At 66.2% G+C, this 22,964-nt stretch carries 10 protein-coding genes and 2 riboswitches; of the genes, 4 read left to right on the top strand and 6 right to left on the bottom strand.

Annotated elements, in window-relative coordinates; all coding sequences use genetic code 11:
- Positions 1-92 precede the first annotated feature (92 nt).
- Both ACSQ23_RS25220 and ACSQ23_RS25215 read left to right on the top strand, forming a co-directional pair.
- Complete coding sequence (locus tag ACSQ23_RS25220) at positions 93-5,213, top strand: hypothetical protein (protein ID WP_436092283.1); 5,121 nt, start codon at positions 93-95, stop codon at positions 5,211-5,213.
- Positions 5,210-7,861 (top strand): hypothetical protein, encoded by a 2,652-nt coding sequence (locus tag ACSQ23_RS25215; protein ID WP_436092282.1) that lies wholly within the window; start codon positions 5,210-5,212, stop codon positions 7,859-7,861. Before ACSQ23_RS25220 ends, ACSQ23_RS25215 begins: the two co-directional genes overlap by 4 nt.
- Positions 7,862-7,911: 50 nt before the next feature.
- On the opposite strand, the gene ACSQ23_RS25210 is transcribed toward ACSQ23_RS25215, so the two are convergent.
- Both ACSQ23_RS25210 and ACSQ23_RS25205 read right to left on the bottom strand, forming a co-directional pair.
- The gene (locus ACSQ23_RS25210; protein ID WP_436092281.1) at positions 7,912-9,009 is read right to left on the bottom strand and encodes a ribonucleotide-diphosphate reductase subunit beta; all 1,098 of its coding nucleotides are present in this window, start codon (positions 9,007-9,009) and stop codon (positions 7,912-7,914) included.
- Between the two features lie 188 nt (positions 9,010-9,197).
- Complete coding sequence (locus tag ACSQ23_RS25205) at positions 9,198-12,092, bottom strand: ribonucleoside-diphosphate reductase subunit alpha (protein WP_436092280.1); 2,895 nt, start codon at positions 12,090-12,092, stop codon at positions 9,198-9,200.
- A 112-nt stretch (positions 12,093-12,204) separates the two neighbouring features.
- A riboswitch (cobalamin riboswitch) is annotated at positions 12,205-12,357 on the bottom strand.
- A 122-nt stretch (positions 12,358-12,479) separates the two neighbouring features.
- A riboswitch (cobalamin riboswitch) is annotated at positions 12,480-12,670 on the top strand.
- 221 nt (positions 12,671-12,891) lie between these two features.
- Here ACSQ23_RS25205 and metE point away from each other — a divergent pair.
- Positions 12,892-15,144 carry a 5-methyltetrahydropteroyltriglutamate--homocysteine S-methyltransferase gene (metE, locus tag ACSQ23_RS25200; RefSeq protein ID WP_436092279.1) on the top strand — a complete coding sequence of 751 codons (2,253 nt, stop codon included), beginning with the start codon at positions 12,892-12,894 and terminating at the stop codon, positions 15,142-15,144.
- 618 nt (positions 15,145-15,762) lie between these two features.
- On the opposite strand, the gene ACSQ23_RS25195 is transcribed toward metE, so the two are convergent.
- A complete protein-coding gene (locus tag ACSQ23_RS25195; protein ID WP_436092278.1) occupies positions 15,763-16,800 on the bottom strand; it encodes an N-acetylglucosamine kinase in 1,038 nt (345 codons plus the stop codon).
- A gap of 424 nt (positions 16,801-17,224) precedes the next feature.
- Here ACSQ23_RS25195 and ACSQ23_RS25190 point away from each other — a divergent pair, with 424 nt between their 5' ends.
- Positions 17,225-18,070, top strand: a complete 846-nt coding sequence (locus tag ACSQ23_RS25190) for a DUF4118 domain-containing protein (protein WP_436092277.1) — start codon at positions 17,225-17,227, stop codon at positions 18,068-18,070.
- Positions 18,071-18,119: 49 nt separating this feature from the next.
- Here the strand turns inward: ACSQ23_RS25190 and ACSQ23_RS25185 are convergent, their stop codons facing one another.
- Genes ACSQ23_RS25185 through ACSQ23_RS25175 form a run of 3 tightly spaced genes read right to left on the bottom strand, consistent with a single transcriptional unit; the run spans position 18,120 to position 22,797 of the window.
- Positions 18,120-19,118, bottom strand: coding sequence for a glycoside hydrolase family 19 protein (locus ACSQ23_RS25185; RefSeq protein ID WP_055883642.1), 999 nt, complete (start codon positions 19,116-19,118; stop codon positions 18,120-18,122).
- Positions 19,119-19,129: 11 nt separating this feature from the next.
- A complete protein-coding gene (locus ACSQ23_RS25180) occupies positions 19,130-20,281 on the bottom strand; it encodes a trypsin-like serine peptidase (RefSeq protein WP_436092276.1) in 1,152 nt (383 codons plus the stop codon).
- A 2-nt stretch (positions 20,282-20,283) separates the two neighbouring features.
- A complete protein-coding gene (locus tag ACSQ23_RS25175; RefSeq protein ID WP_436092275.1) occupies positions 20,284-22,797 on the bottom strand; it encodes a S8 family peptidase in 2,514 nt (837 codons plus the stop codon).
- Positions 22,798-22,964: the final 167 nt, after the last annotated feature.

Raw genomic sequence — 22,964 nt, 5'->3', positions numbered from 1 at the left:
CCATTGCATCCGACCCATACGGACTGTCTCATCGAGAATAGCTGCGCGGCTGGCCTGCTTCGGGCCTGCTGATCCAACGTCGCGAGGTCGAAATGGCGGTGCAGAACCTGCTGGAGGCGATCGGCCAGTTCGGCGCCGCTCCAGATCCGACGTCGCGCAACGGCCAGCTGCTTGCCGATCTGGTGCCCGAGCCCGGCTATGCCCTGGGCGAGCGCTCCGGCAAGGCACATTTCGCTGTGCCGCGCGGGTTGGGGCTCACGTCCGGCGGCGTCGAGGTGTCGAGGCAGGGCGATGGCGGGGGCGGTATTGTCCTGCCGCTGCCGGCGCCGCTCGACTTCACCATCCGAGCGGCTCCGGGTGGCGAGGAGGTGGCGATAAAGCTCGTGACCCCGAAGCTGCCGCTGCCCGGCCTTACCGCGGCGCAACCGGACGCCGACGGCACTCCGCGGCGGACCGGCGGCGACGTCAGCCTGGTGTTCCCGGACCTGACCCTGGTGATCCCGGGGTTCGATGCCGTAGTGCGGCTCGATCCGCTGTTTCCACCGGCTGGCGTCGTCGAAGTGACGATGGCCCCGCCGCTGGCGGTGGTCGGGCCGGGCGAGGCGGTTGCCATCGGCATGGAGCGGGGGAGGGTCGAGCTGGGCGCGGCGCCGAAGATCGTCGTGCCGGAGCTCAGGATCTACGTGACGCCACCGGGGATACCGGCGCTCGCCATGAAGGGCATGGCGGCCGGGTTCGAGATCGGGCTCGGCGGCAATGCCGGGCTGAGCGGCGAGGCGCAACTGGAGCCGCGGTCGGAGCCGGCGCAACGGCCGGCGTTCCTCGACCAGATCAAGGGGCGAATCCGCCTCCTCGACAGCGTCGTCACCCTGCTCGAACTGTCGGGAGAGGTGAAGCTGCGCGAGCGGATCGCCGGGTTCTTTGGCAGCGATGATCCCGATGCGCCCGAAAGGATCGGGTACCTGGCGCGCCTCGTTCCGACGCCGGCGCACTGGGAGGTCTCGCTGCAGTTGCGGGGGGCGGGGGACAGCGATTTCCTGTGGCGCACCAAGGCGGGGACGCTTGGCGATGCCGCCGGCGCCTATGCGGTGTTCGCGCCGATGTTTGCCGGTGCGCTGGCGCCGGGCGCCAGCGGCTTGGTCAAGGTCGGGGCGACCGCCGGGCTGATCACGCCGATCGTCGCGGCCGGGATCTTCAAGGCGCGCGCCGTTACCGTGCTGGGCGGCGAGTTGCGACTGGTCGGCGCCGGCGACGAAGCCTTTCTCTTTCTCGATATCGAGACCGAGTTCGATCTCGATATGAAGGTGATCAAGACCCGGCGTCCGCTGAAGGTGCGGCAGAAGGCCATCGGCTTCAGCTTGGCGTTTGTGGGCGATGACGGTTTGCAGCCGGTGTTCGACCCGACGCGCGGCTTCAGCCTGGACCTCTCCGATCCCAGCGCCTTCGAGGTGCCGAACGGGCCGCTGGGCGATCTGCTGCAACCGGACCGGGCGCGCGTCGCCAAGGAAAACCCGTTGCGGATCGAGATCGATCTGGTGCCCAAGCTCAACCTGGGCATCGTGACGGTGGATCGCACCACGGCCTTCGTCGAAATCGACCGGGCAGGGGCGAAGGGCGGCATTTCGGCGCTGGCGGTACATCTCGATGCGGGGCCGCTCAGGGGCAGCGGTTATCTGTCGGTCGGCGACGACGCCCTCGTCGGCGGCATCGACCTGTTCCTGCCAGAGCCGCTCAGCCTCAGGCTGAACGGCCAATTGGCCTATGCGAACCGAAACGGCCAGATGGCGCTTTACGCCTCGATCGGCGTGGGCTGGCCCGTCCCGATGCCGATCGCCAATTCGGGCCTGGGGCTCTACGAGATCTCAGGCCTTCTCGGCATTCGCTATGAGCCGGCCATCAATGATGGCCAGACGGCGCTCGATTGGGTGACCAATTCCGGGTTCCGGCCAACTGACGCCGAGCAATGGCGGCCGGTGGGCGGCGACAATCCGGATAACCTGGCCTTCGGCGTGGGGGCAGCCCTCGGGACGCTGGAGGGCGGCTTGCTGTTCAACGGCAAGGGCGTGCTGATCCTCGAGCTGCCGGGGCCGCGGATCATGCTGCCGATGCGCGCCGATATTCTCAGTCCACGCGGGCGGTTTGACGCGCAGGGCAGCATCCTGGCAGCGGTCGAGATCACGCCGGAGCAGCTCGCGGTCGGCCTCGTGGCGGAGCAGAGCTGGGGCGGCCTGCTCAAGGTGCGGGTTCCGGCCAGCGCCCGGTTCAGCTTTGGCGACATCACCGACTGGGCGCTCGATATCGGCGGCTTTCCGGAAGACCAGCCGCCGGGCGTGCCGGTCAGCATCAGCTTCCTCAATCGGTTCGAGGCGGACGGATACATCGTGATCCGCGGCAACGGCATCCGGCATTTCCCGCTGCGGTCGCTCCCGGGGTTTGCGGTGGCCGCGGGGGTGCGGGCCTCGATCCTGTGGGGAGCAGAGGAGATCGGGCTCTATACGCGGGTGGCAGCCAGCGTCGACCTCGGGGTCAACTTCACCCCGTCGATCTTCGCCATCGGGCGCATCACGCTCAAAGGGGAACTGCACCTGTTCATCGTGGGCATCGGCGTATCGGCCGAAGCCAGGGTGATGCTGTCGCACGATGCGTTCCAGTTCACCGCGACGGTCTGCGGCAAGGTCGAGTTCCTGTTCTTTGACGTCGAGGGCTGCGTGACGATGTCGTTCGGCAGAGGCGAGCCCGTGCCGCCGCCGACGCCCCGGCTGATCCGCAAACTATCGCTGATGAGCGCCTCTCCGGCGTTGCTTCAGGGCACCGGGGCGGACCGACCGATCGATGCATCGCTGGGCGATGCCGTGGAAGGGGAGGGCGCATTGGTTCTGTCGGTGCCGATCGACACGGTGCCGGTCATCCATTTCGAGAGCCGCGCCTTTGTGCCCGACGATTTCAGGTTCCTCGGGAAGACGGCGCTGCCGACGCCAATCGCTGCGGGCAAGTGGATCCAGCGCGGCGGCCAGCTCTATCGCTATGGGCTGAAGTCGCTGAGCATTTCTGACCTCGCGGCAGACCTGGAGGAGACGGCGCCGCTCGCCTGGTGGGATCGGCACCCGCCTTCGGGTGAGTATGACGATGGCAGCGACCTGCAGCTGGCGCTGCTCACGCCATCGATCGACCCCGCGCCCATTGCGTCCGAGCCGTCGGAGGTCAAGCGCACGGACCTCATCCGCCGCTGGGGCGAACTCTGCACGCCGGTCGCCGAGGAGCGGCCGGTGCTGTGGACGGCGCTGGGCCAGCACCCGGGTGGCTCGGCGAAAGGCTGGGTGCTCGAGGGGCAGGTGATGCCGGACAAACAGGGTACGTCCCGCTCGTCCCCAGCCTATACCCAGCTGACGGTGCGCGAGACCTGGCGAAGTGGCTATGCGGTTGCCGACACGCTGTTCGCCGTGACCCCGGCGACGGTGATCGGTAACAGCGCGGGCAATCGCGCCATCGCGGCGCCCTGGACCGGGCTGGAGCTGAAGCCCTGTTCGGAGGACGGAGAGGTCCTCCAACTGCTCGAGGAGTGGTTTCCCGGCCGATCGTTGTCGCTGCCCAATTCCCTGCTGCTGGAGAGCGAAGGGTTCCGCACCCTGCGCGGGCTGATCTATCTGCAGGAGGGCGACGTGAAGCACCTGGTCTTCCGCCTGTTCGATGCGAATGGCGCCGTGATCGGGGAAATCGATGGCACCCGGATGGAGACGAAGCGCCTCGTCGACCTCGCCGCGTTGCCCGAAGAGTGGCGGGAGGCCGGAACGCCATGGGCGGCCGAGACGTCGCGGCTGTTCGACGGCGGCCAGATGAACACCGACATGAGCCAGCGCTTCTACGAAAGCACGCTGCTCTATTTCGACTGCCCGATCGATCCCGAGGCGGTTCCCCATGCCGTCGAGATCGGGTGGACAGACGCGTATCACGAATATTCATTCGGGCTCGTCGCCATCGAGAGCGTGACGCAGCGCGAGTATCTGCGGCGCCAGTTCGACGAGAAGCGCCAGGCGACGGAGATCGAGGCCGTGAGCGGCGCGCTCAATTTCGATGCGTCGAGGCAGGTGCTGCTCAAACCTGGCGCCGAATACAAGGTGACGGTCGAGTACACCACCGAAACGGGCGCGTTCAACGACAAGAACCAGCCTGTAGCGACGCCTCGTCCGGCCGACATCGCGGCGGAAAACTGGCCGCGGACGATGAAGCAGAGCTATCGCTTCAAGACCGACACGGAGCCGCCGGCCAACATCGATGCATGGGTGCTCGCCACGGCGCCCAACGAGGATGAAGCCCTTTTCTATCTCGACCCGATCACCATCCTGTTTTCGTCAGCGCGGGTCGGCAAGCTGTTCAAGGCCTATGACGCCGAACTCGCCGTCAGGGTGCTGGCGGCATCGGGCAAGCACCCGCCTTCGGGCGCGGCAGGTATCCCCCTGGCGGAGCTGATGGAGCTGGTGCCGGCGGTGATCTCCTCGCCTTTCGAGGCGATGCTGACGTCGCTGCCGCAACTGACCTGCGTGCCGTTCACGCTGCAGAACCGCCACCAGCAGACCATCATCCGCAACGCGCTCGAGCCGAGCACGGAGTATGTGTTCGAACTGGTCGCGGGCGGCAAGTCGCGCTCGCGGCGACACAACTTCAAGACCTCGCGCTATCCCAGCCTCGGCGCATTGGCCGAAGACGTGCGAAAGGCGCCCATCGGGCACTGGTTTGCCTCCGACACAGCACCGATTGCGGGCCTCGCGCCGGGCCTCGTCGCCGACAGCCTGTTCGAGGCCGCCCTGCGCACGTTGGGCTGGTTCAACCCGGAACAGGATCGGACGGCCAACCGGGTGACGGTGATCTGGCAGGGAGCGTTCGGAACGCCCGAGGCCCGCCCGATCGGCGTGCTGATCGAGACGGTCGAGCCGGTCTGGCGGCAGATCAGGACGCCGCAGCAGGGCGGTGCCGCGAACCCGCAGTCGCGGCTTGTCGCCAGGCCATGGGTCGAGGTGCGTTGCCAGCGGGCAGCGGACATCGTCCGCTCGGCGTCCGGCACGCGCACGCTCATCCGCCTGCCGGCGGGGCAGGCGGGAGAACTCATCGCCGAGGTGGCGCGGCTGCCATCGTTTCTGGGCGCGACCTATGCGGCGCAACCGTTCGAGCTGGTGCGCGTCGATCTCGCCCAGCCCAGCCAGGAGCAGGGGCCATGAGGGTCATTTCAACGGGCCGCAACGGCATGCTCAATGCAACCGGCGTCGAATTCTACCGCGAGACGGAACAGGTGGCGATCGAGACGCCGACCGTCCAGTTGCGCTGGATGACGCAGCCTGAGGCCGGCATGCCCGTCGGTCCATTCCGCGTCTATCATGAGAACGATCACCGGCCGGGTCTCAAAGCCCAGCTGGCCAATGACGACGGGATGTGGGAGCTGATCGAGGAGTGCTCCCTCCCGATCATGGACGGGGCCTACGAGCAGGCCCGCCACCGGCTCGACTATGCCACCGTGCCGTCGCTCGAGGGCTGGTCCCCCATCGATCGCGACGCCTATCTCGACGATGTCGTCCGCGGGCGGCTGGGAGAGGGGCTGCGGGACATGCTGGCCTCGGGTCAGCCGCACTACAGCTTCGCGGTCAATCCACCGGAGCGATTTGAGCTTCGGGCCCTGACGGAGGGGGCGTTCGCGGCCGCTGCCGATCGGTCGTCCGGTACGTGGTATCCGTGGCGCGTTGCCCTCCTGGCAGCAGCGACGGATCCCTGGGCCTCGCTGGCCCTGGGGTTCGGCACGGCGACGCCGATCGGGAACGAGACGCTTTCCCGCTACATGATCACCGCCGAGTACGAGTTCTCGGGCCGCCGGCTCGAATTCGCGGACATAGTGGACGTCAGTTACGATCTGCCCCGTCCACATCCGGCGACCGGGCTCGAGGCGCGCGTCTTCCAGGTGGAGCGGGGAGGGGCCCTCGATGCGTTCGGGGTGGATGTCATCAATGTCATGTGGGACCGTCCACCGCACGCCCAGGATACGGTCGGCAACGCTGCCAGCAGGTTCGCCTGCGGCCATGCCATCGTCCGGCGCGAAATGTATCACGTGGAGGCGCCAGTCCCCAACCCAGACGTGTTCGAATACCTCAACCTGCGGCGCCTGCAGGGTGGTGGCTATGTGCCGCTGGCCGCGGGCCTGGCGCCGGGTAACGACAAGCTCATGGCGGTCGACCGGATACCCCGTCGGCAGACCAGCGGTGCTCCCGGCTACCACTACCAGATTGCCGTCGGGGATATTTTCGGCCGCTGGGCCGACATCGCTGCGGAAACCATTGTCGCCTCGCCCCCCGAAACGCCGTGCGCGCCGGAACTGCGATCGGTTCAGCTCGGTTCCGACGGCAGCCTGGTGGTCGAGTTCTCGTGGGACTGGAAGGAGCGAAGCCCGAAATTCATCGAGCTCAGCGGCGCGTTCAGGGATGGCCTCGGCTCGGGTGTCTTTGGCGCCGCCTTCAAGTTCGAGGAAGGCGCGCAGGAACCCGCGCCGGTCGCCGGCGTGGAGCTGACGGCGCTGAGCCCGCTGTTCGTACCTTGCGCCTTCGGCGCCGAGCAGGATGCTGCTCTGGGCAGCAGCGGCACTCGCTTCTATCGGGCACGCACGGTGCTGGACCTCGAGTTCTTCGGCGTGACCCGGCGCTGGTACGAGGTGGTCGGCCGTGGCCAGGCCTTCATGCATGCCAGGGAGCTCGTGGGGTTCAACATCAGCCCCTGGTCGGCGCCGAAATCGGTCGAGGTGATCGATCCGGAACCACCGCCGGTGCCCGCCCTGGCGGCAAGCGAAGTGCCGCTATGGGCGTCGCTGCCTGACCCATCGGGCATCAGCCGCGTCCATTTGAGCTGGGCGCCAGCGCAGGGCGCGGCAGGCTATGCGGTCTACGAGGCCAGCGAGACGGCGCTGCTGATCCGGCTCGACCAGCCCTCACGAGAGACGACTGCCTCATTGCTTGACCGGCTGCGGGTCCTGCGGGGAGCGGACCTGGCAGGAGCACCCTGCCGCACGGCCTTCCGGCGGGTGAACGTCGACCTCATCGATGCAACCCAGACCAGTTACGAGCTCGAGCTGCCCAAAGGCAGCAAGGTGCTGCACCTGATCACGGTGGTCGCCATCGGCCACAACAATATTGAATCGGCCTGGCCGGCGACCAGCGAGGGCTGCCTCGCCTATGCCGTACCGCGCCTCAGACCGCCGGCGGCGCCCTCGCTCGAGGCCCGGCTTGAAGACGGCAAGGTGAAGCTGCGCGTCGAGGCGGGGGCCGACGATATCGGTGGGCGCATCAGCATCCATCGCCTCATCGGGGGCGAGGGCCAGCCGGAAATCGGGTGGATGGAGCGTCTCCTGCCGGCGCCGGTCGAGATCAACGCGGCCGTGACCCTGCTCGAGGACACGCCGCCGCCGCGGCCCGAACAGCATCGGCTGTGGTACAGGGCAGTCGCCTGGTCGAAGGAGGATGGCGGCAAGGCGATCCTCTCGAGCGCCTCGGCGCCATCGGCGGCTGTAGGCGTGCTGGTTCCGGGCATCTTGCCCGACCCCGAGATCTTCGAATGGGATGGGAGTTTCCAGCCCGGCGACATTGGCATCGTCCGCGGCAGGCACTTCCGCGCCAGGGATCTGCGTCCGGCCATCCTGCTCGAGCGGACGAGGCCCGGCGAGGTGCAGGAAGGCGTCCATGTCTGCTGGGCCGTCGGCTTCACCGATACCGAGATCAGCTTCACCGTGCCGGATATCCCCGAACCCGGCGCCACCTACCAGGTTACCGTGGTCCGCGGCGACGGTGTCGAGGTGGTGGCCGAAGACACCTTGATCGTCGGCGGGCTCTAGGCTCGGTCAGAGGGGCGCGCGGGCATAGCCGCAACGCGCCCCTTTTAGGCTCAATCCCAGCTCAGGGCGCCCCCGTTCTGGTATTCGATGACGCGGGTCTCGAAGAAGTTCTTCTCTTTTTTCAGATCCATCGCCTCGCTCATCCAGGGGAAGGGGTTTTCGGTCTCGCCGAACACCGAGGCGAGGCCGAGCTGGGCGCAGCGGCGGTTGGCGATGAAGTGCATGTATTGTTCGCACAGCGCCGCGTTGAGGCCGAGAAAGCCCCTCGGCATGGTGTCGCGGCTATAGGCGGCTTCGAGCTCGGCGGCCTTCCTGATCATGTCGCGCACTTCGGTCTGGAACTCGGGCGTCCAGACATGCGGGTTCTCCGCCTTGATCTGGTTGATCACGTCGATGCCGAAGTTCAGATGGATGCTCTCGTCGCGCAGGATATACTGGTACTGCTCGGCGATGCCGACCATCTTGTTGCGGCGCCCCAGCGACAGGATCTGGGCGAAGCCGGTATAGAACCACATGCCCTCGAAGATCACGTAGAAGGCGATCAGGTCGCGCACGAACGCGCGGTCGGTGTCGGGCGTGCCGGTGGTGAAACTGGGATCGTCGAGGTGCTGGGTGAAGTTGAGCGCCCAGGCCGCCTTGTCGGTGATCGAGGGCACCTCGCGGTACATGTTGAACAGCTCGCCTTCATCGAGGCCGAGGCTTTCGACGATGTACTGGAAGGTGTGGGTGTGCACCGCCTCCTCGAAGGCCTGGCGCAGCAGATATTGCCGGCATTCCGGGTTGGTCAGGTGCCGGTAGATCGCCAAGACGATGTTGTTGGCAACGAGGCTTTCCGAGGCGGCAAAGAAGCCGAGATTGCGCTTCAGCGTGTGGCGCTCGTCATCGGTGAGCCCATCCTTCGATTTCCATAGCGCGATATCGGCCTGCATGGAGACTTCGGTCGGCATCCAGTGGTTGTTGCAGCCGGCGAGGTATTTCTCCCAGGCCCATTTGTACTTCAGCGGCAGCAGCTGGTTGACGTCGGCGCGACAGTTGATCATCGCCTTGTCGTCGACCGAGACACGGCCACCGGCACGATCGATGCGGGCCTCCGCGGCGAGCGGGGCAGGGGTGGGGGTGTTGAGGTCTGAGGACCAATCGAGGGACATTCTGGATTTCCTATCGGATGGTGGCGCGTCCCCTCACCCGTCCCGGCTTCGCCGGTCCACCCTCTCCCCGACGGGGAGAGGAAAAGTGGTGGCCACTGCGCTCTCCAGATTCTTCTCCCCGTCGGGGAGAAGGTGGCGCGCAGCGCCGGATGAGGGGTTCTGGCTCGGAACGAGCGGTTCTTCTGGCGTTACTGGCAGGCTTCGCAGTCGGGGTCGTCGATCAGGCACGCCGGACCGTCGAGCACCGCCATTTCCAGCCCGAGTTTCTTCGGCGCAGGCGCCGCATCGACCACCGGCGCGGCCGCAGCCAGCGGCGTCACCGCCACGGCGTTGAGCTTGCCGTCCGTCCCCTTCAGCGTCGACTTCTCGACATGCGTCGCCGAGCGCGAACGCAGGTAATAGGTGGTCTTCAATCCCGCCTTCCAGGCCGAGCGGTAGAGGCTGTCCAGCGCCTTGCCTGAGGGGTTGGCGAGGTAGAGGTTCAGCGATTGCGCCTGGTCGATCCATTTCTGCCGGCGCGAGGCGGCGGCGATCAGCCAGCTGGCATCGAGCTCGAAGGCCGTGGCGTAGATGGCCTTGAGATCGTCGGGCACCCGGTCGATCTGGCCGACCGAGCCGTCGAAATATTTGAGGTCGGAGATCATCACCTCGTCCCACAGGCCGCGGGCCTTGAGGTCGCGCACCAGCAGCGCGTTCACCACGGTGAAATCGCCCGACATGTTCGATTTGACGTAGAGGTTCTGGTAGCCCGGCTCGATCGACTGGCTGACGCCACAGATGTTCGAGATGGTGGCAGTCGGGGCGATCGCCATGGTGTTGGAGTTGCGCATCCCAACCGTCTTGACCCGCTGCCGCAGCGTCTCCCAGTCGAGCCGCTGGGTGCGGTCGATATGGATCTCGCTGCGGGTCACCGCCAGCATTTCGAGGCTGTCGATCGGCAGTACGCCTTTCGACCACAGTGAGCCCTGGAACGAGGCGTAAGCGCCGCGCTCTTCGGCCAGGTTAGTCGAGGCGGTGATGGCGTAGTAGCTGATCGCCTCCATCGAGCTGTCGGCGAACTCCACCGCGGCATCCGAGCCATAGGCGATGCCCTGCGCCTGCAGCGCGTCGGCAAAGCCCATGAGGCCGAGCCCGACCGGGCGGTGGCGGAGGTTGGAGCGGCGGGCTTCCGGGATGGTGTAGAAGTTGATGTCGACGACATTGTCGAGCATGCGCATGGCGATATCGACGGTGCGCTTGAGCCGCTCGAGGTCGAGCCCCCTGTCGCTGATATGGGCCAGGAGGTTGATCGAGCCGAGGTTGCAGACCGCCACCTCGTCCTTGCTCGTATTCAGCGTGATCTCGGTGCAGAGGTTGGACGAGTGCACCACCCCGACATGCTGCTGCGGCGAGCGGATGTTGCAGGGGTCCTTGAAGGTCACCCAGGGGTGGCCGGTCTCGAACAGCATGGTCAGCATCTTGCGCCACAGATCGAGCGCCCGGACCGTCCGGAACACCTTGATCTGGCCGGCCGCCGCTTTCGCTTCGTAAGCTTCGTAGGCCGCCTTGAAGGCGGGGCCATAGAGATCGTGCAGGTCCGGCGTCTCGTCGGGCGAGAACAGCGTCCAGTCGGCGCCGGCTTCGACGCGTTCCATGAACAGGTCCGGCACCCAGTTGGCGGTGTTCATGTCGTGCGTGCGGCGACGGTCGTCGCCGGTGTTCTTGCGCAAATCGAGGAACTCCTCGATGTCGACGTGCCAGGTCTCGAGATAGGCGCAGACCGCGCCCTTGCGCTTGCCGCCCTGGTTCACCGCGATGGCGGTGTCGTTGGCCACCTTGAGGAACGGCACCACCCCCTGGCTCTCGCCATTGGTGCCCTTGATATGGGCGCCGAGCCCGCGCACCGGGGTCCAGTCATTGCCAAGCCCGCCGGAATATTTGGCGAGCAGCGCGTTATCCTTCACGGCCTTGAAGATGCCGTCGAGATCGTCGGCGACGGTGGTGAGAAAGCAGCTCGAGAGCTGCGGGCGGAGCGTGCCCGAGTTGAACAGGGTCGGGGTCGAGGCCATGAAGTCGAAGCTCGACAGCAGGTTGTAGAATTCGATGGCGCGGGCTTCGCGGTCGATCTCGCGCACCGCGAGCCCCATGGCGACGCGCATGAAAAACGCCTGCGGCAGCTCGAACACCGTGCCGGCGGCATGGAGGAAATAGCGGTCGTAGAGCGTCTGCAGCCCCAGATACTGGAACTGCTGGTCGCGCTCGGGTCGGAGCGCCGCGGCGATGCGGGCGATGTCGAAGCGGCCGAGTTCGGGGTCGATCAGTTCGAGCCCGATGCCGCGTTCGAGATAGGCCGGGAAATACTCGGCATAGCGGCTCGCCATCTCGGCCTGCGTCGCCTGGTCGGGGCGCCCGGCGAGAAAGCTCAGCGCTTCACGGCGCAGCTTGTCGTTGAGCAGGCGCGCCGAGACATAGGCGTAATTGGGTTCGGTCTCGACCAGGGTGCGGGTGGCGAGGATCGGCGCCAGCGCCAGCTCCTCGGTCGAAATGCCGTCATAGAGGTTGCGGCGGGTCTCGGTGAGGATGGTCTCGGCGACCACGCCGTCGAGGCTGGCAGAGGCTTCGGCGATGACGGTGGCGAGGCGCGCTTCGTCGAGCGGCGCGCCATCGGCCATGCGGATCGCGGGGGACGCGGCGGGCGCCACCGCCTTGTCGGCGCGGGCCTTGGCATGCTCCTCGCGGTAGAGCACATAGGCGCGGGCGACCTTCTGGTGTTCGCCGCGCATCAGCGCCAGCTCGACCTGATCCTGCACATCCTCGATATGGAACACCCGGCCATCCTTGGCCCGGCGGACCAAAGCCGCCACCACTTCGCCGGTCAGCTGCTCGACGATCTCGTGCACCCGGCGTGAGGCGGCCGCCTTGTTGCCCTCGACCGCCAGGAACGCCTTGGTCAGCGCCACGGCAATCTTGCTCTGATCGAACGGTACTGTGCCGCCATTGCGCTTCAGCAGCGAGAAGCCCGGCGCATTGGCCGCGTGCGGCTCGGGAGAGGTGACGACGACCGGGCGGCCGGTGTCGGAATGGACGATCTCTAAGGTGGACATGTGCCTCAAGTAACCCCGTGAGTGGTAGCGGGGCTTTCCGAGGTCGCGAAACGGCGCGCAGGCGCATCTGGCCCAGGCGTTTTCGCGGCCAACCGGTGCACCCCGCCCGTGGACGAACTAACCTGTCGTGGCAGGTATCTGGCTGGCCGGCAGCGCCGGCTATCACAGTTGCGGGGGCAGCGCCGGACTGGAGCAATTGCCCGCACCGGCTTCCCTATTATCACCCGTCCTTGCGAACCGGGTGACCACGACACACTAGATGTAGTGTGCCTGTTCGGGATTCGCGTCAATGGGTTGCGACAGAATTCGCGCGGGCGGCCAGCTCGCTGTGATGGGCAGGATATAAAGAAATCTTTATATCCCGTTGACAGCGCCCCATCCCTGCGACAACCTCACCCCGTCCATGGTCCCCGCAAGGGGATAACAGGGAATCCGGTACGGGGTGGTCCCCAAGTCTGGAGCTGCCCCCGCAACTGTAGGCGTTGATGGGCGCTCAACGAGCCACTGGCGAGAAGCCGGGAAGGCGAGCGTTCAGGATCCCCGCGAGCCAGGAGACCTACCGTGGAAGTGATTGTGCACTTGCAGTCGATCGGGCGGATCGGCGAGAGGACCAGACCATGACGAACCATCGTCACCACTTCCGAATGCGTCGCTGAACCGGCGGCCTTTCGTTGTCGCGCTTTCGAACCGGAAAAGTCTCACAACTTTTCCTGAAAACGCTCCGGCGACCGGCTCCATCCTGATCAGCTTTTTTGCCCGCGCCTTTCGGCGCCGGGCTCGTTCACGCATCGGAAACCCCATGACCCGTTCAGCCAATCTCGGCTTTCCCCGTATCGGCCTCCATCGCGAATTGAAGAAATCCCTCGAAGCCTACTGGAAGGGGGCGATCGATGCAGGGGCCCTCGACGCCTCCGGCAAGGCGCTGCGCGCCCGCCATTGGCAGTTGCAGCGCGACGCCGGGATTGAGGTGATCCCGTCCAACGATTTCAGCTTTTACGACCACGTGCTCGACATGACCGCGACGCTCGGCGCCATCCCGCCGCGGTTCGAGAGCCTTGCCGACCCCACCGAGCGCTATTTCGCCATGGCGCGCGGTACCGCCGCGGCGCCGGCGATGGAGATGACCAAGTGGTTCGATACCAATTACCACTACATCGTGCCGGAGCTGCATCGCGGCCAGCAGTTCCGCCTCGCCTCGAACAAGGCGGTCGACGAGGTGCTCGAGGCGCGGGCGCTCGGCATCGAGACGCGGCCGGTGCTGGTCGGTCCGGTCACCTGGCTGAGCCTTGCGAAAGCCAAGGACGACGGGCTCGACCCGCTAACCCTGCTCGACGCCGTGCTGCCGGTTTATGCCGAACTGCTCGGCACGCTGAAGGCGATCGGCACGGACTGGGTGCAGATCGACGAGCCGATCCTGGCGCTCGACCTCAGCGCGGCGCAACGGGCGGCGCTCCGTCACGCCTATGAGGTGCTGCAGCCGGTGGCGCCGCGCATCATGCTCACCAGCTATTTCGGCGCGCTCGGCGACAATACCGAGCTCGCCGCCGGGCTGCGGGTGGCCGGGCTGCACATCGATCTCGTCCGTGCTCCGGAACAGCTCCCCGCGGTGCTGAAGGCGCTGCCGGCGGACAAGCTGCTGTCGGTCGGCGTCATCGATGGCCGCAATATCTGGCGGGCCGATCTCGACCGGCAGCTGGCGCTGGTCAACAAGGCGTGGGACAGCGTCGGCCCCGACCGCCTCGAAGTTGCCCCGTCCTGTTCGCTGCTGCACAGCCCGGTGGATCTCGAGGCAGAAACCGAGCTCGACCCTGAGCTCCGGTCGTGGCTGGCCTTCGCCACCCAGAAGCTGAGCGAGGTGTCGGCGCTGACCCTCGCCATGCAGAAGGGGCGTCCGGCTGCCAAGGCGGCGTTCGAAGCAAGCGCCGCCGCGGCGCTGTCGCATCGGCAATCGCCACGCATCCATCGCGCCGAGGTGAAGGGCAGGGCGGCCGCCAGCCTGCCACTCAATCGCGCCAGCCCGTTCGCCATCCGCCGCGCGGCGCAGCGCCAACGGTTCGGCCTGCCGGCCTTCCCCACCACCACGATCGGCTCGTTTCCGCAGACGCAAGAAGTGCGCAAGCAGCGCGCCGCGTTCAAGCACGGGCAGATCGACGCGGCTACCTATGAACGGTTCCTCGAGGCGGAGACCGAGCGGGCGGTGCGCATCCAGGAGCGGATCGGCCTCGACGTGCTGGTGCATGGCGAGTTCGAGCGCAACGACATGGTGGAGTACTTCGGCGAGCAGCTCGACGGCTTCGCCTTCACCAAGAACGGCTGGGTGCAATCCTATGGTTCGCGCTGCGTCAAGCCGCCGGTGATTTATGGTGACGTGTCGCGGCCCCAGGCCATGACGGTGCGTTGGTCGGCCTATGCGGCCTCGCTCACCGACAAGCCGATGAAGGGCATGCTCACCGGCCCGGTCACCATCCTGCAGTGGAGCTTTGTGCGCGTCGACCAACCGCGCGCTGAGACGTGCCGGCAGATTGCGCTCGCCATCCGCGACGAGGTGCTCGACCTCGAAGCGGCCGGCATCGGCATCATCCAGATCGACGAGCCGGCGCTGCGCGAAGGCCTGCCGCTGCGCCGCAGCGACTGGCAGGAATACCTCCGCTGGGCGGTCGATTGCTTCCGCATCACCGCTTCGGCCGTCGCCGACGCGACGCAGGTGCACACCCATATGTGCTACGCCGAGTTCAACGATATCATGCCCTCGATCGCCGAGATGGATGCCGACGTGATCTCGATCGAGACCTCGCGCTCGGCCATGGAGCTGCTCGAAGCGTTCCGCGATTTCCGCTACCCCAACGAGATCGGCCCCGGCGTCTGGGACATCCACGCGCCCCGCGTGCCGAGCCAGCCGGAGATGCTGGCGCTGCTGCGCAAGGCCGCGGAGGGCATCCCGGGCGAACAGCTCTGGGTCAACCCGGATTGCGGCCTCAAGACCCGCAACTGGCCGGAGGTCGAGGCATCGCTGCAGAACCTCGTGGAGACAGCCCGACAGCTGCGGGCTTAGTCCTTGGGCGTGGGCGTAAAGTGAGGGGGGCGCTGCCACAGGCGCCCCCATCCCAGGTGCCACCCTGGCGCAGGCAGGCCGGCCTGCCGATCAGGTAGTTGTCAGCCGCGCTGTGCTATCGGGCAGGGATGGAACCGAAGCTTTCATGGTGGGCAGTCCTCGCGGCTTTTTTTGTCCTCATGGTGACGGCAGCCGGCATCGGCGTCACGCTTGGGCTGCTGATTTCCATCCCGCCGCGATTGTGACTGCCTGCGCAAATAGGCGCATAGGCGTCCATCCTGTCAGCAAAACTACAGGCGCCAGGCGCTAAGCTATGAGCGTTGTCCCCGCGTTCGCGCCGCGGAAGGACCTGCAGGCGTCGTCGGCAAGCGATACCTGCCTCACTGGGCTTTGGGGGCCGTCATAGCGGACATGGACCGAGAACCGATAGATCGGTGGTGGCTTTACGCCACCGTCTTCCTTGCGATTGTCACGGGAACGACAGCAGGGCTGGTTGCCATGATGATCTGGGCAAGGCTGTAGCAGGGAGCTGTGGAAGGCCGCCGTGGTGTCATCGCCGCGGCCACCCCGTTCGCGCCACGTCATCCCGGCCTTCGCCCATAGCGCCGACTGCCAGTCTCAGCTCCCCGACAACTCGCCGAGCGACCGCGCGAGCGTATCGATCCAGCCCTCGTCGATCGGCCAGCCCAGGTGCTGGGCGGCGGCCAGCAGGGCGCCGCCGACCGGGGGAAGGCGGGGCGGGGATGGTGGACGGCCAACATGCTTGGTGACGGCTCGCCGGAGCGCCGGGCTGGCGAACAGCCCGCCGGCAAAGCTCCAGGCCATTGTTGGGGCGTCGAGTCGTCGTTCGAGTGTCTTTACGTGCAAGGCGAGCTCGGCGGCCGCTGCATCGACGATGGCGCCGGCGACCGGATCGCCCTGTTCGGCGAGAGCGAGGGCGAGCGGCGCCAGCGCGGCGATCTGCATGCGCGCTTCGCCCAGCCGCGAGGCCCAGCCCACCAGATCGTTCAGCCCGTCGGCGGACGCAAGGCCGAGCCGATCGAACACCGCGTCGACCAGCGCGGTGGGGGCGGCACGCTCATCGAGAGCCTTGCTGACCGCTCCGAGCACCCGGTTGCCGATCCAATAGCCGCTGCCTTCGTCGCCGATGACCTCGCCCCAGCCACCGGTGCGGTGCGAGTTTCCCGCCGGGTCCCGCGCCCAGGCCATCGAGCCGGTGCCGGCGAGGATCAGGATGCCCGGCCCGCCGGCGAAAGCGCCGATATTGGCGGCATCGACATCGTTGAGCAGGCGCTGCGGCACCGCGCCGAACAGCTCGCCGATCGCCTGCTGCTGGGCGGCCGAAGCCGCCTCGACTTCGCCATAGGCCGGCAGGGCTGCCGCGACCCCGGCCAATCCCGACGCGCCGGCAAACGGCCGGGCCAGTTCGGCCAGCGCCTCGCGCCAGCCCGGGCTTTCGAGTGGGCTGGTGCCGCGGCCCCGTTCCAGCCTGATCAGCTGTCCGCTGCGGACGGCGCTGGCGATCAGCGTCTTGCTGCCGCCACCGTCAATGCCAACGATAATGGCCTGGGAGGGCGAGTGAGAATGACGAGGCACGGGCGCCCTCCAGCTGTTGAGTTCCGGCAGGTCGGTGCCGTCGCGATCGATGTGGATCATAACCCGTTGTTTCGCGCCAGCCGCTGACGCCCACGAGTGTGAAGTGACGAGTGCTTTCCGTATTCCGACGAGAACCCGCCCGGCACCGGACGCTGGAGCATTTCCGCGCTGGATCTTCCGGATGACGTCCTGAAGCTGGTGACGGCGGAAAATGCCGTCCGCCTCATTCCGGCGTTCTCGGCAGGCGTTCTCCCGTAGGGAAGGGCGGAACGCAGGCGGCGCCTGCCGGCGTGACATGACGCGGTGTCACCCGGCGCAGGCCGCCAGCGGCGCGCCTTGCCCCGTCAAATCTATATGATTTCCCTATGCCAGGCCTGCTCCCTCCACATTGAAATCCGCATGTCTCCGGGACCAGCTTGAGGGCGCTGACGCCGGAAACCACCGGCGTTGCGAATTGCTCCAGGGATCAGCTGAGGAGTCGAAGATGGCTCACATTGCATTGAAGGCGTCAGAGGACGTCGCTTCCATTCCAGGCGCCGGGTCGGCCTTCGCCTCTCCCTATGGCAGGGCGGCGCTTGGCTATCTCGCCGCGCTCGCCATGACGGCCATCGCAACCGCCCTGGCGGTCGGGGTCGACCAGGTGGGGCCGATCCCCAACCTGTCGCTGCTCTTCGTCCTGCCCGTCGTCATCGCCGGGGTCAGTTTCGGCTTCGGCCCCTCGCTTGCCGCGGCGGTGCTCGGTGCGCTGGCCTTCAATTTCTTCCTCACCGAGCCGCGCCTGTCGCTCGCCGTCGATGATCCCTCCAATATCTGGGCCATCGGGCTGCTGCTGCTCATCGGGGTGATTGTCAGCGCCGTGGCGTTCACCTCGCAGCGCCGGGGCGCTGACGCGGCGTTGCTCAGAAGCCAGGCGATTGAGCTGAGGGACTATAGCCGCGAGGTGATGGCGGCCGACAGTGCCGAGGCGATCGCCGCGAGCACCAGCAAGGCGCTGGCGGCGCTGTTCGGGGCGCCCGCCGCAGTGCTGCTGGTGGCCGGGGGCGAGGTGGTTTTCACCAGCAAGGTCGGCGGTGTCGATCTGGGGGCCGCCGACCTCGAGGCGGTTCGCGCGCTGGCTGCGGGCAGGACCGGTTCGCGCGCCGGCGTCTATCCGGAACTGGCCTCACGCTTCGATTTCTGGCCGGTGGGGCAGGGGGCGGGCCAGCGCGCCGTCATCGGGCTGGCGTTCGAGCCGGACGAGCGCCCGGAGGCGCCGGAGCGGCTCATCGACGTGGTCGCCGCGCTCATGGCGCTGGCGTTGCAGCGCCAGCGCGCCGGGGACCAAAGGTAAGACGCCGCAAGGCGGGGAGCCACGAAGCGCCCCCCGCTTTTGCCACCGGTTATTCCGGCAGTCGCGCCTGGTAATCGGTCAGCGCGTACAGCACGTCCTCGTCGTAGAGCGCGCGCAACTGCTGTGGCGGGAGCAGGTTGGCGACATCGAGGATGGGGAAGCCCTCATCGGCCCTGAATTTCACCAGTGCGCGTATCAGGTCTGCCAGGTTTCCGGACTCCTCCGGATTGGGCTCCAGCAGTTCGAGCTTCTCCAGCGTCGACTTGACGGCCTGCAGTTCGGAGGGGTCGAACTTGTCGGCTTCCTCTGGCGTCGTGGGCACGTTGGTGAAATTGCGCCTGGCGCGGGCGAGCCAAACGCCTGCCTCCTCAAGGCCATTCTTGCCGCCATTGATCAGGCGGCGAACTTCCCGGAGGTCGTCGGCGTCGGCCGGGCGGTTGGCGTTCACCGCCGCCCAGAACGAGGTCGCCACCTTGAAACCGGTGTCGGGCTTTCGCACCTGCTCCGGATCGCCGACCAGATTGAGACCCAGCTTTTCGCCGCGTCGCTTGAAATTGTCGCGGCCGGTGAGCTGCATGAAGCCCGATCCACGGTAGGTCCACCCGTCATTGGGTTCGGTGTTGCCCAGCTGCTGGCGCCCGAACGCGCCGCCATACACATGGTTGGCGATGTCCTGCGGCCGGTGCTGCAGTCGTTCGGCATCGGCGGTGGTGACGCGTGACTTGAACACCTGCCGCAGTCGCTTGGCCGAGTAGTTGAGGTTCTCGTCGATGCGCGCAAATCCGCCGGTTTCGGTGGCGATCTGCGCCAGGAAGTGCTGGGCCCGGATCGGAGTGATGATCTGCTCTCCGATGACGTGGCGCCAGCCTTTGACGATCGCTTCAAGCAGATCGCTGCGCGCCCTGGGCGAGAACTTCGCCATCTTCTCTATGGTGATCAGCCCGCCGCCACCCTCCTCGGGGTCGCAGTTCGGAGCCTCTTGCCCCAGGGCACTCAACGGCAGCAGCGGCACGATGGCCGAGCCGATCAGAACGCTTCTTCTCTTCACGACAAAACCTCTCAGTTGCACTCCAGAATTGGGATGTTCTCGGCTTTCGTCCTGGCGAGGATGGCGCTGGTCATGACCGCGCGGTTCTTGTCGCGATAGTCGCCAGAGTTCTCAAAGCCCCAGTGATGCAGCCCGCCGACGCAGAAGCCGTTGGTTCCGCCAGCGACCCGCGACACCAGCACCGGGGAACCGGAACTGCCGCCGGCGGAGTCGCAGCGATGTGAAAAATCCTTCGAGCTTGGCGGGTTTCCCCGCCCGGCGACGGCGATATCGATAGGCAGACAGCCGATGATCGAGACCGTCTTTGGCTGGCCATTGGGGTGGTGCACCAGCACAGCCGGCTCGTCCGCGAGCGGCGCAGTGGCAAGCAAGCTCAGCGCGACGGCATTGGCAGGCAGGTCCGTTTTGGTCCGCACCACCGTGAAATCGAGATCGTAGTCGGTCGTGAGCACTGCCTCGCAGCCGACCTGCGGGCCCATCGTGGTGCTGTCGAACCTGTCGACGAAATAGTCGAACACGATGGTCGCGCCGTCGCACTCCGCCTGGTTGGCGATGCAGTGATTGTTGGTCATGATCGTCCGCGGACCGACGACGAAGCCGGAGCAGTTCTCCAGGTCCCAGCTCGGTGTGACGATCGAGAGGTAGGTGATGCTATGCGACACGGCCTCGAGGTCGGGCCTGCCGGCCTGCAGCAGAGGCGTCTGGTCGTCATCGCCGAAGATGGATTTCCACGGCCGCAGCGGATCCTCCTGGCGCAGCACCTTGGAGATCGCGAGGTCGGCGGAGGCCAGCTGAGGCGAATAGACGGCGACGGTGAGTTTCTCGCCGTAGACCAGTCCCGAGAGCAACTGCTCGTTTCTGGCGCCGTCGGGATAGGGATAGACCAGCCGATTCTCGGCGGCGCCAGCGCCGGGGATGCTCGGTCCCGCAATCACGATGGTCGACCCGGGCGCCAGGAAGCCGATCGACAGCGCGACGCGCGCGTACCAGCTGTCGGGCGCCCGCACCATCTTCTCGCGATGCTCCCCGACCATATCGAACGCCGAGATCGCAATCGCGGGGGCGTCCGGGTTGGCGCCGCCGCCCAGCGAGACTTCCTGGGCGGCCACCTTGGCGGCAACCAGCAGGACGGCAACGATCAGCAGTCCGCGCAGCGCCCGCATGATCACTTCGCCGCCCGCGTGAACTTGACCACTTCGCGGGCGTTGATCTTGCGGAACTGCCCACCATCGAGAAAGACCAGTTCCTGGCCTGGCTCAATCGCTCCCTCGCGCCGGTCCATCGGTCCGGAAGGCGGCTGGGAGAAGAAGACCACATCGTCCACATCGTCGCCGATCCGCTGGAACCCGACGATACTGGCAAGGTCGATGGTCTCGACCCGGCGCGTCCTGATGTCGAAGAAGGCCAGGTCGCTCGCCGGGTTTCCGCCGCGCGTGAGCCGGATCAGCTCGAGCCCGAGGACGTCCTTGTTGTTGTCCACCACCCGATCACGATCTTTGTCGATCAGGCAACCGACATCGATCCGCCCACCGATCATGTTTCCCATCAGGTCGCGACTGAGGGTCGAGCAGGCGATGAGGCGGGCCCGCGTTTCGGCCGGCGTCCATCGCACGCCGAGCGCATAGGCGAGGCTGATGGCGCCGGAGACAATCGCCGCCGACTGCGAACTGCCGCGCATGGTGCCATAGAGGTTGAGCGGCAGCGTGCTCATGACGCCTTCGCCGCCGGCGCCGACCGCAAATTGCGGGTTCGAGTTCATGCCGCCAAGAACCTTCGTGCCGGCGCCATCGAGCGCGACGACGGTAACCACGTTGTCGCGGGTCAGAGCGAGGCACGCCGGCGTGAGATCGCAGCCCTCCTGCTCTTTGTCGTTTCCGGCTGCCGCAACGAACAGCACACCGGTGTGCTTGGTGATGAGCTCGCTCAGCCACTCACGGCGTTCTTCGCCATTTCCGTCGTCTTCGATCTCGGCGGGGCGAAAGCCCAGGCTGAGGTTCACCAGGTGAACCTGCTGCTTGAACATGATCCGACCGAGGGCCCGGAGCAGCCAGCGCCCATAGCCTTCGTCCGTCAGGTTATCCATGTCGACCTGGACGCCGACGATCTTGGCCAGCGGGTTGATCCCGCCGACGCCGAACTTGTCCCACCTGGAGGCAATGAGCCCGGCCAGGTGCGTGCCATGCCGGGGGCGCACGAACACTTCGGTGTTCTGCACGGTTTCGGTGTGGAAGCGCCCGCTCGCGCCGCAGCGCTCCCGCTCGCGAGGCACCAGCCCGTCTGAGTGCGGCAAGGCGTTGGCGGCCGGAGCAATTGAGGCTCGCGCCATCCCCAGCGACAGTTCCGGCAGGCTGCTGAGGTCCCCGCCGATGATCGGGCACATGTCGAGGTCCCGGTTGACCTTGCTGCCGCAGTCGAACACCACGAAGTCTTCCGGCATGTCGCAATGCTTGGCATCGAAGAAACTGTCGATGATCATCACGCTGGGCATTACCCCGGTCTCGCTGATCCTCTGGCGCAGCTCTTCGGCCTCTTCGAGCGGAAAATCGATCGCGGCGAGCAAGTCCATCTGGCTCTCGTCGAACTGATCCAGGCTGGAGAAGGGCGCAGCCTTCACATGCTCGAGCCACTTGGTTGACTTCACCAGCTCGTTGCCGATTTCCATGCGCTTGATGACGTCGGAAGGGAGGGCAACCTTGCCGGCACTCTTGGTGAAGTCCGGCAGCACCTTGAAATCCGGCAGCACAGTGTTCGGCGTGACCGGCAATACCAGCGGCTCGCTGAAGACGACCTCACGGTCGTTGGAGAACAGCTTGTAGGGTTGGGTGGTGAAGCGGTTCGACACCACGTCCACGCCGACTGGCCGGCTGAGCACGGCACACAGCGTCTCGCAGTCCGACGGTACCGCGACGGTATAGTCGAGCTTGGGCAACTGCACCGTGCTCGTGAGCTTGATGTCGGAAGCGTCGGGGAAGCTGTAGTTGAGCCAGTCGACATAGCTCGGACAATCCTCCGCCGGCAGCACCTTGCTGCCACAGGCGGGATTGTCGGAGATGAGTTCTTCGAGACTGGTCCCGGCCGGCCGGACGACCTCGTAGGCCGACAGGGTCGTATCGATCGACACAGCCGGAATGAGGATCTCGTCGCCTGGCATTAACCGCGACCAATCGCCTTCCGAGATTTCGAGCTGCAGCAGGCTATCGACCGACACGACATCCGCCTTGCTGGTCGGCTGCGCCAGGTTCAGGTCCCGGCTGCATGCATCCGGATTGAGGTCGCAGGTCAATGAGTCGACCACCCGCGGGAAATACGGCCCCTCTATTGCGCCACGGTCACGCAGTACCTGCTCGATCCGATCTCCAGGCTGAACAATGTACCTTTCTACCGGCACCGATCCATTGGCGATCAGCACCATGTAGAGTGACTCGATCTTGGCCGATAGTTCTCGATCCTCAGCGGAGTTCAGGCTGCCGATAACGCCCGCTTGCGCGGCGCCGGCGGAAAGAATCGAATATGTTGAAAGGCCAACGAGACAGAGTAGATATCGCCACATGCTACACCTCCTCGAAAGTACATTACTGTACCATGGTGACTGCAGATTTGTCGATTCAGCTATGGGTCTGATCAATATTGAGTTTTGATAAGCAGTGAAGGCTATTGGGGCGACCTTGAAGCAAGTCATGGGCCGGCCATGAGGGTGATGCGGGGCTAGGTCCGCGGCAGCATCCTGCCTCACCGCTATCGCAGGGGGGCGGCGCTTCCGCATCCCCCAATTGGGCGATGAAGCGGGGTCGAGTCCCTGATCCTGTCCCTCTCGAACGCTGGGGCGGCAGCTATGTGCCGTGGCCC

It is taken from the genome of Devosia sp. LjRoot16 (genome assembly GCF_964252795.1).
Taxonomy (GTDB): domain Bacteria; phylum Pseudomonadota; class Alphaproteobacteria; order Rhizobiales; family Devosiaceae; genus Devosia_A.
This window is presented reverse-complemented; position numbering and strand designations above follow the sequence as displayed.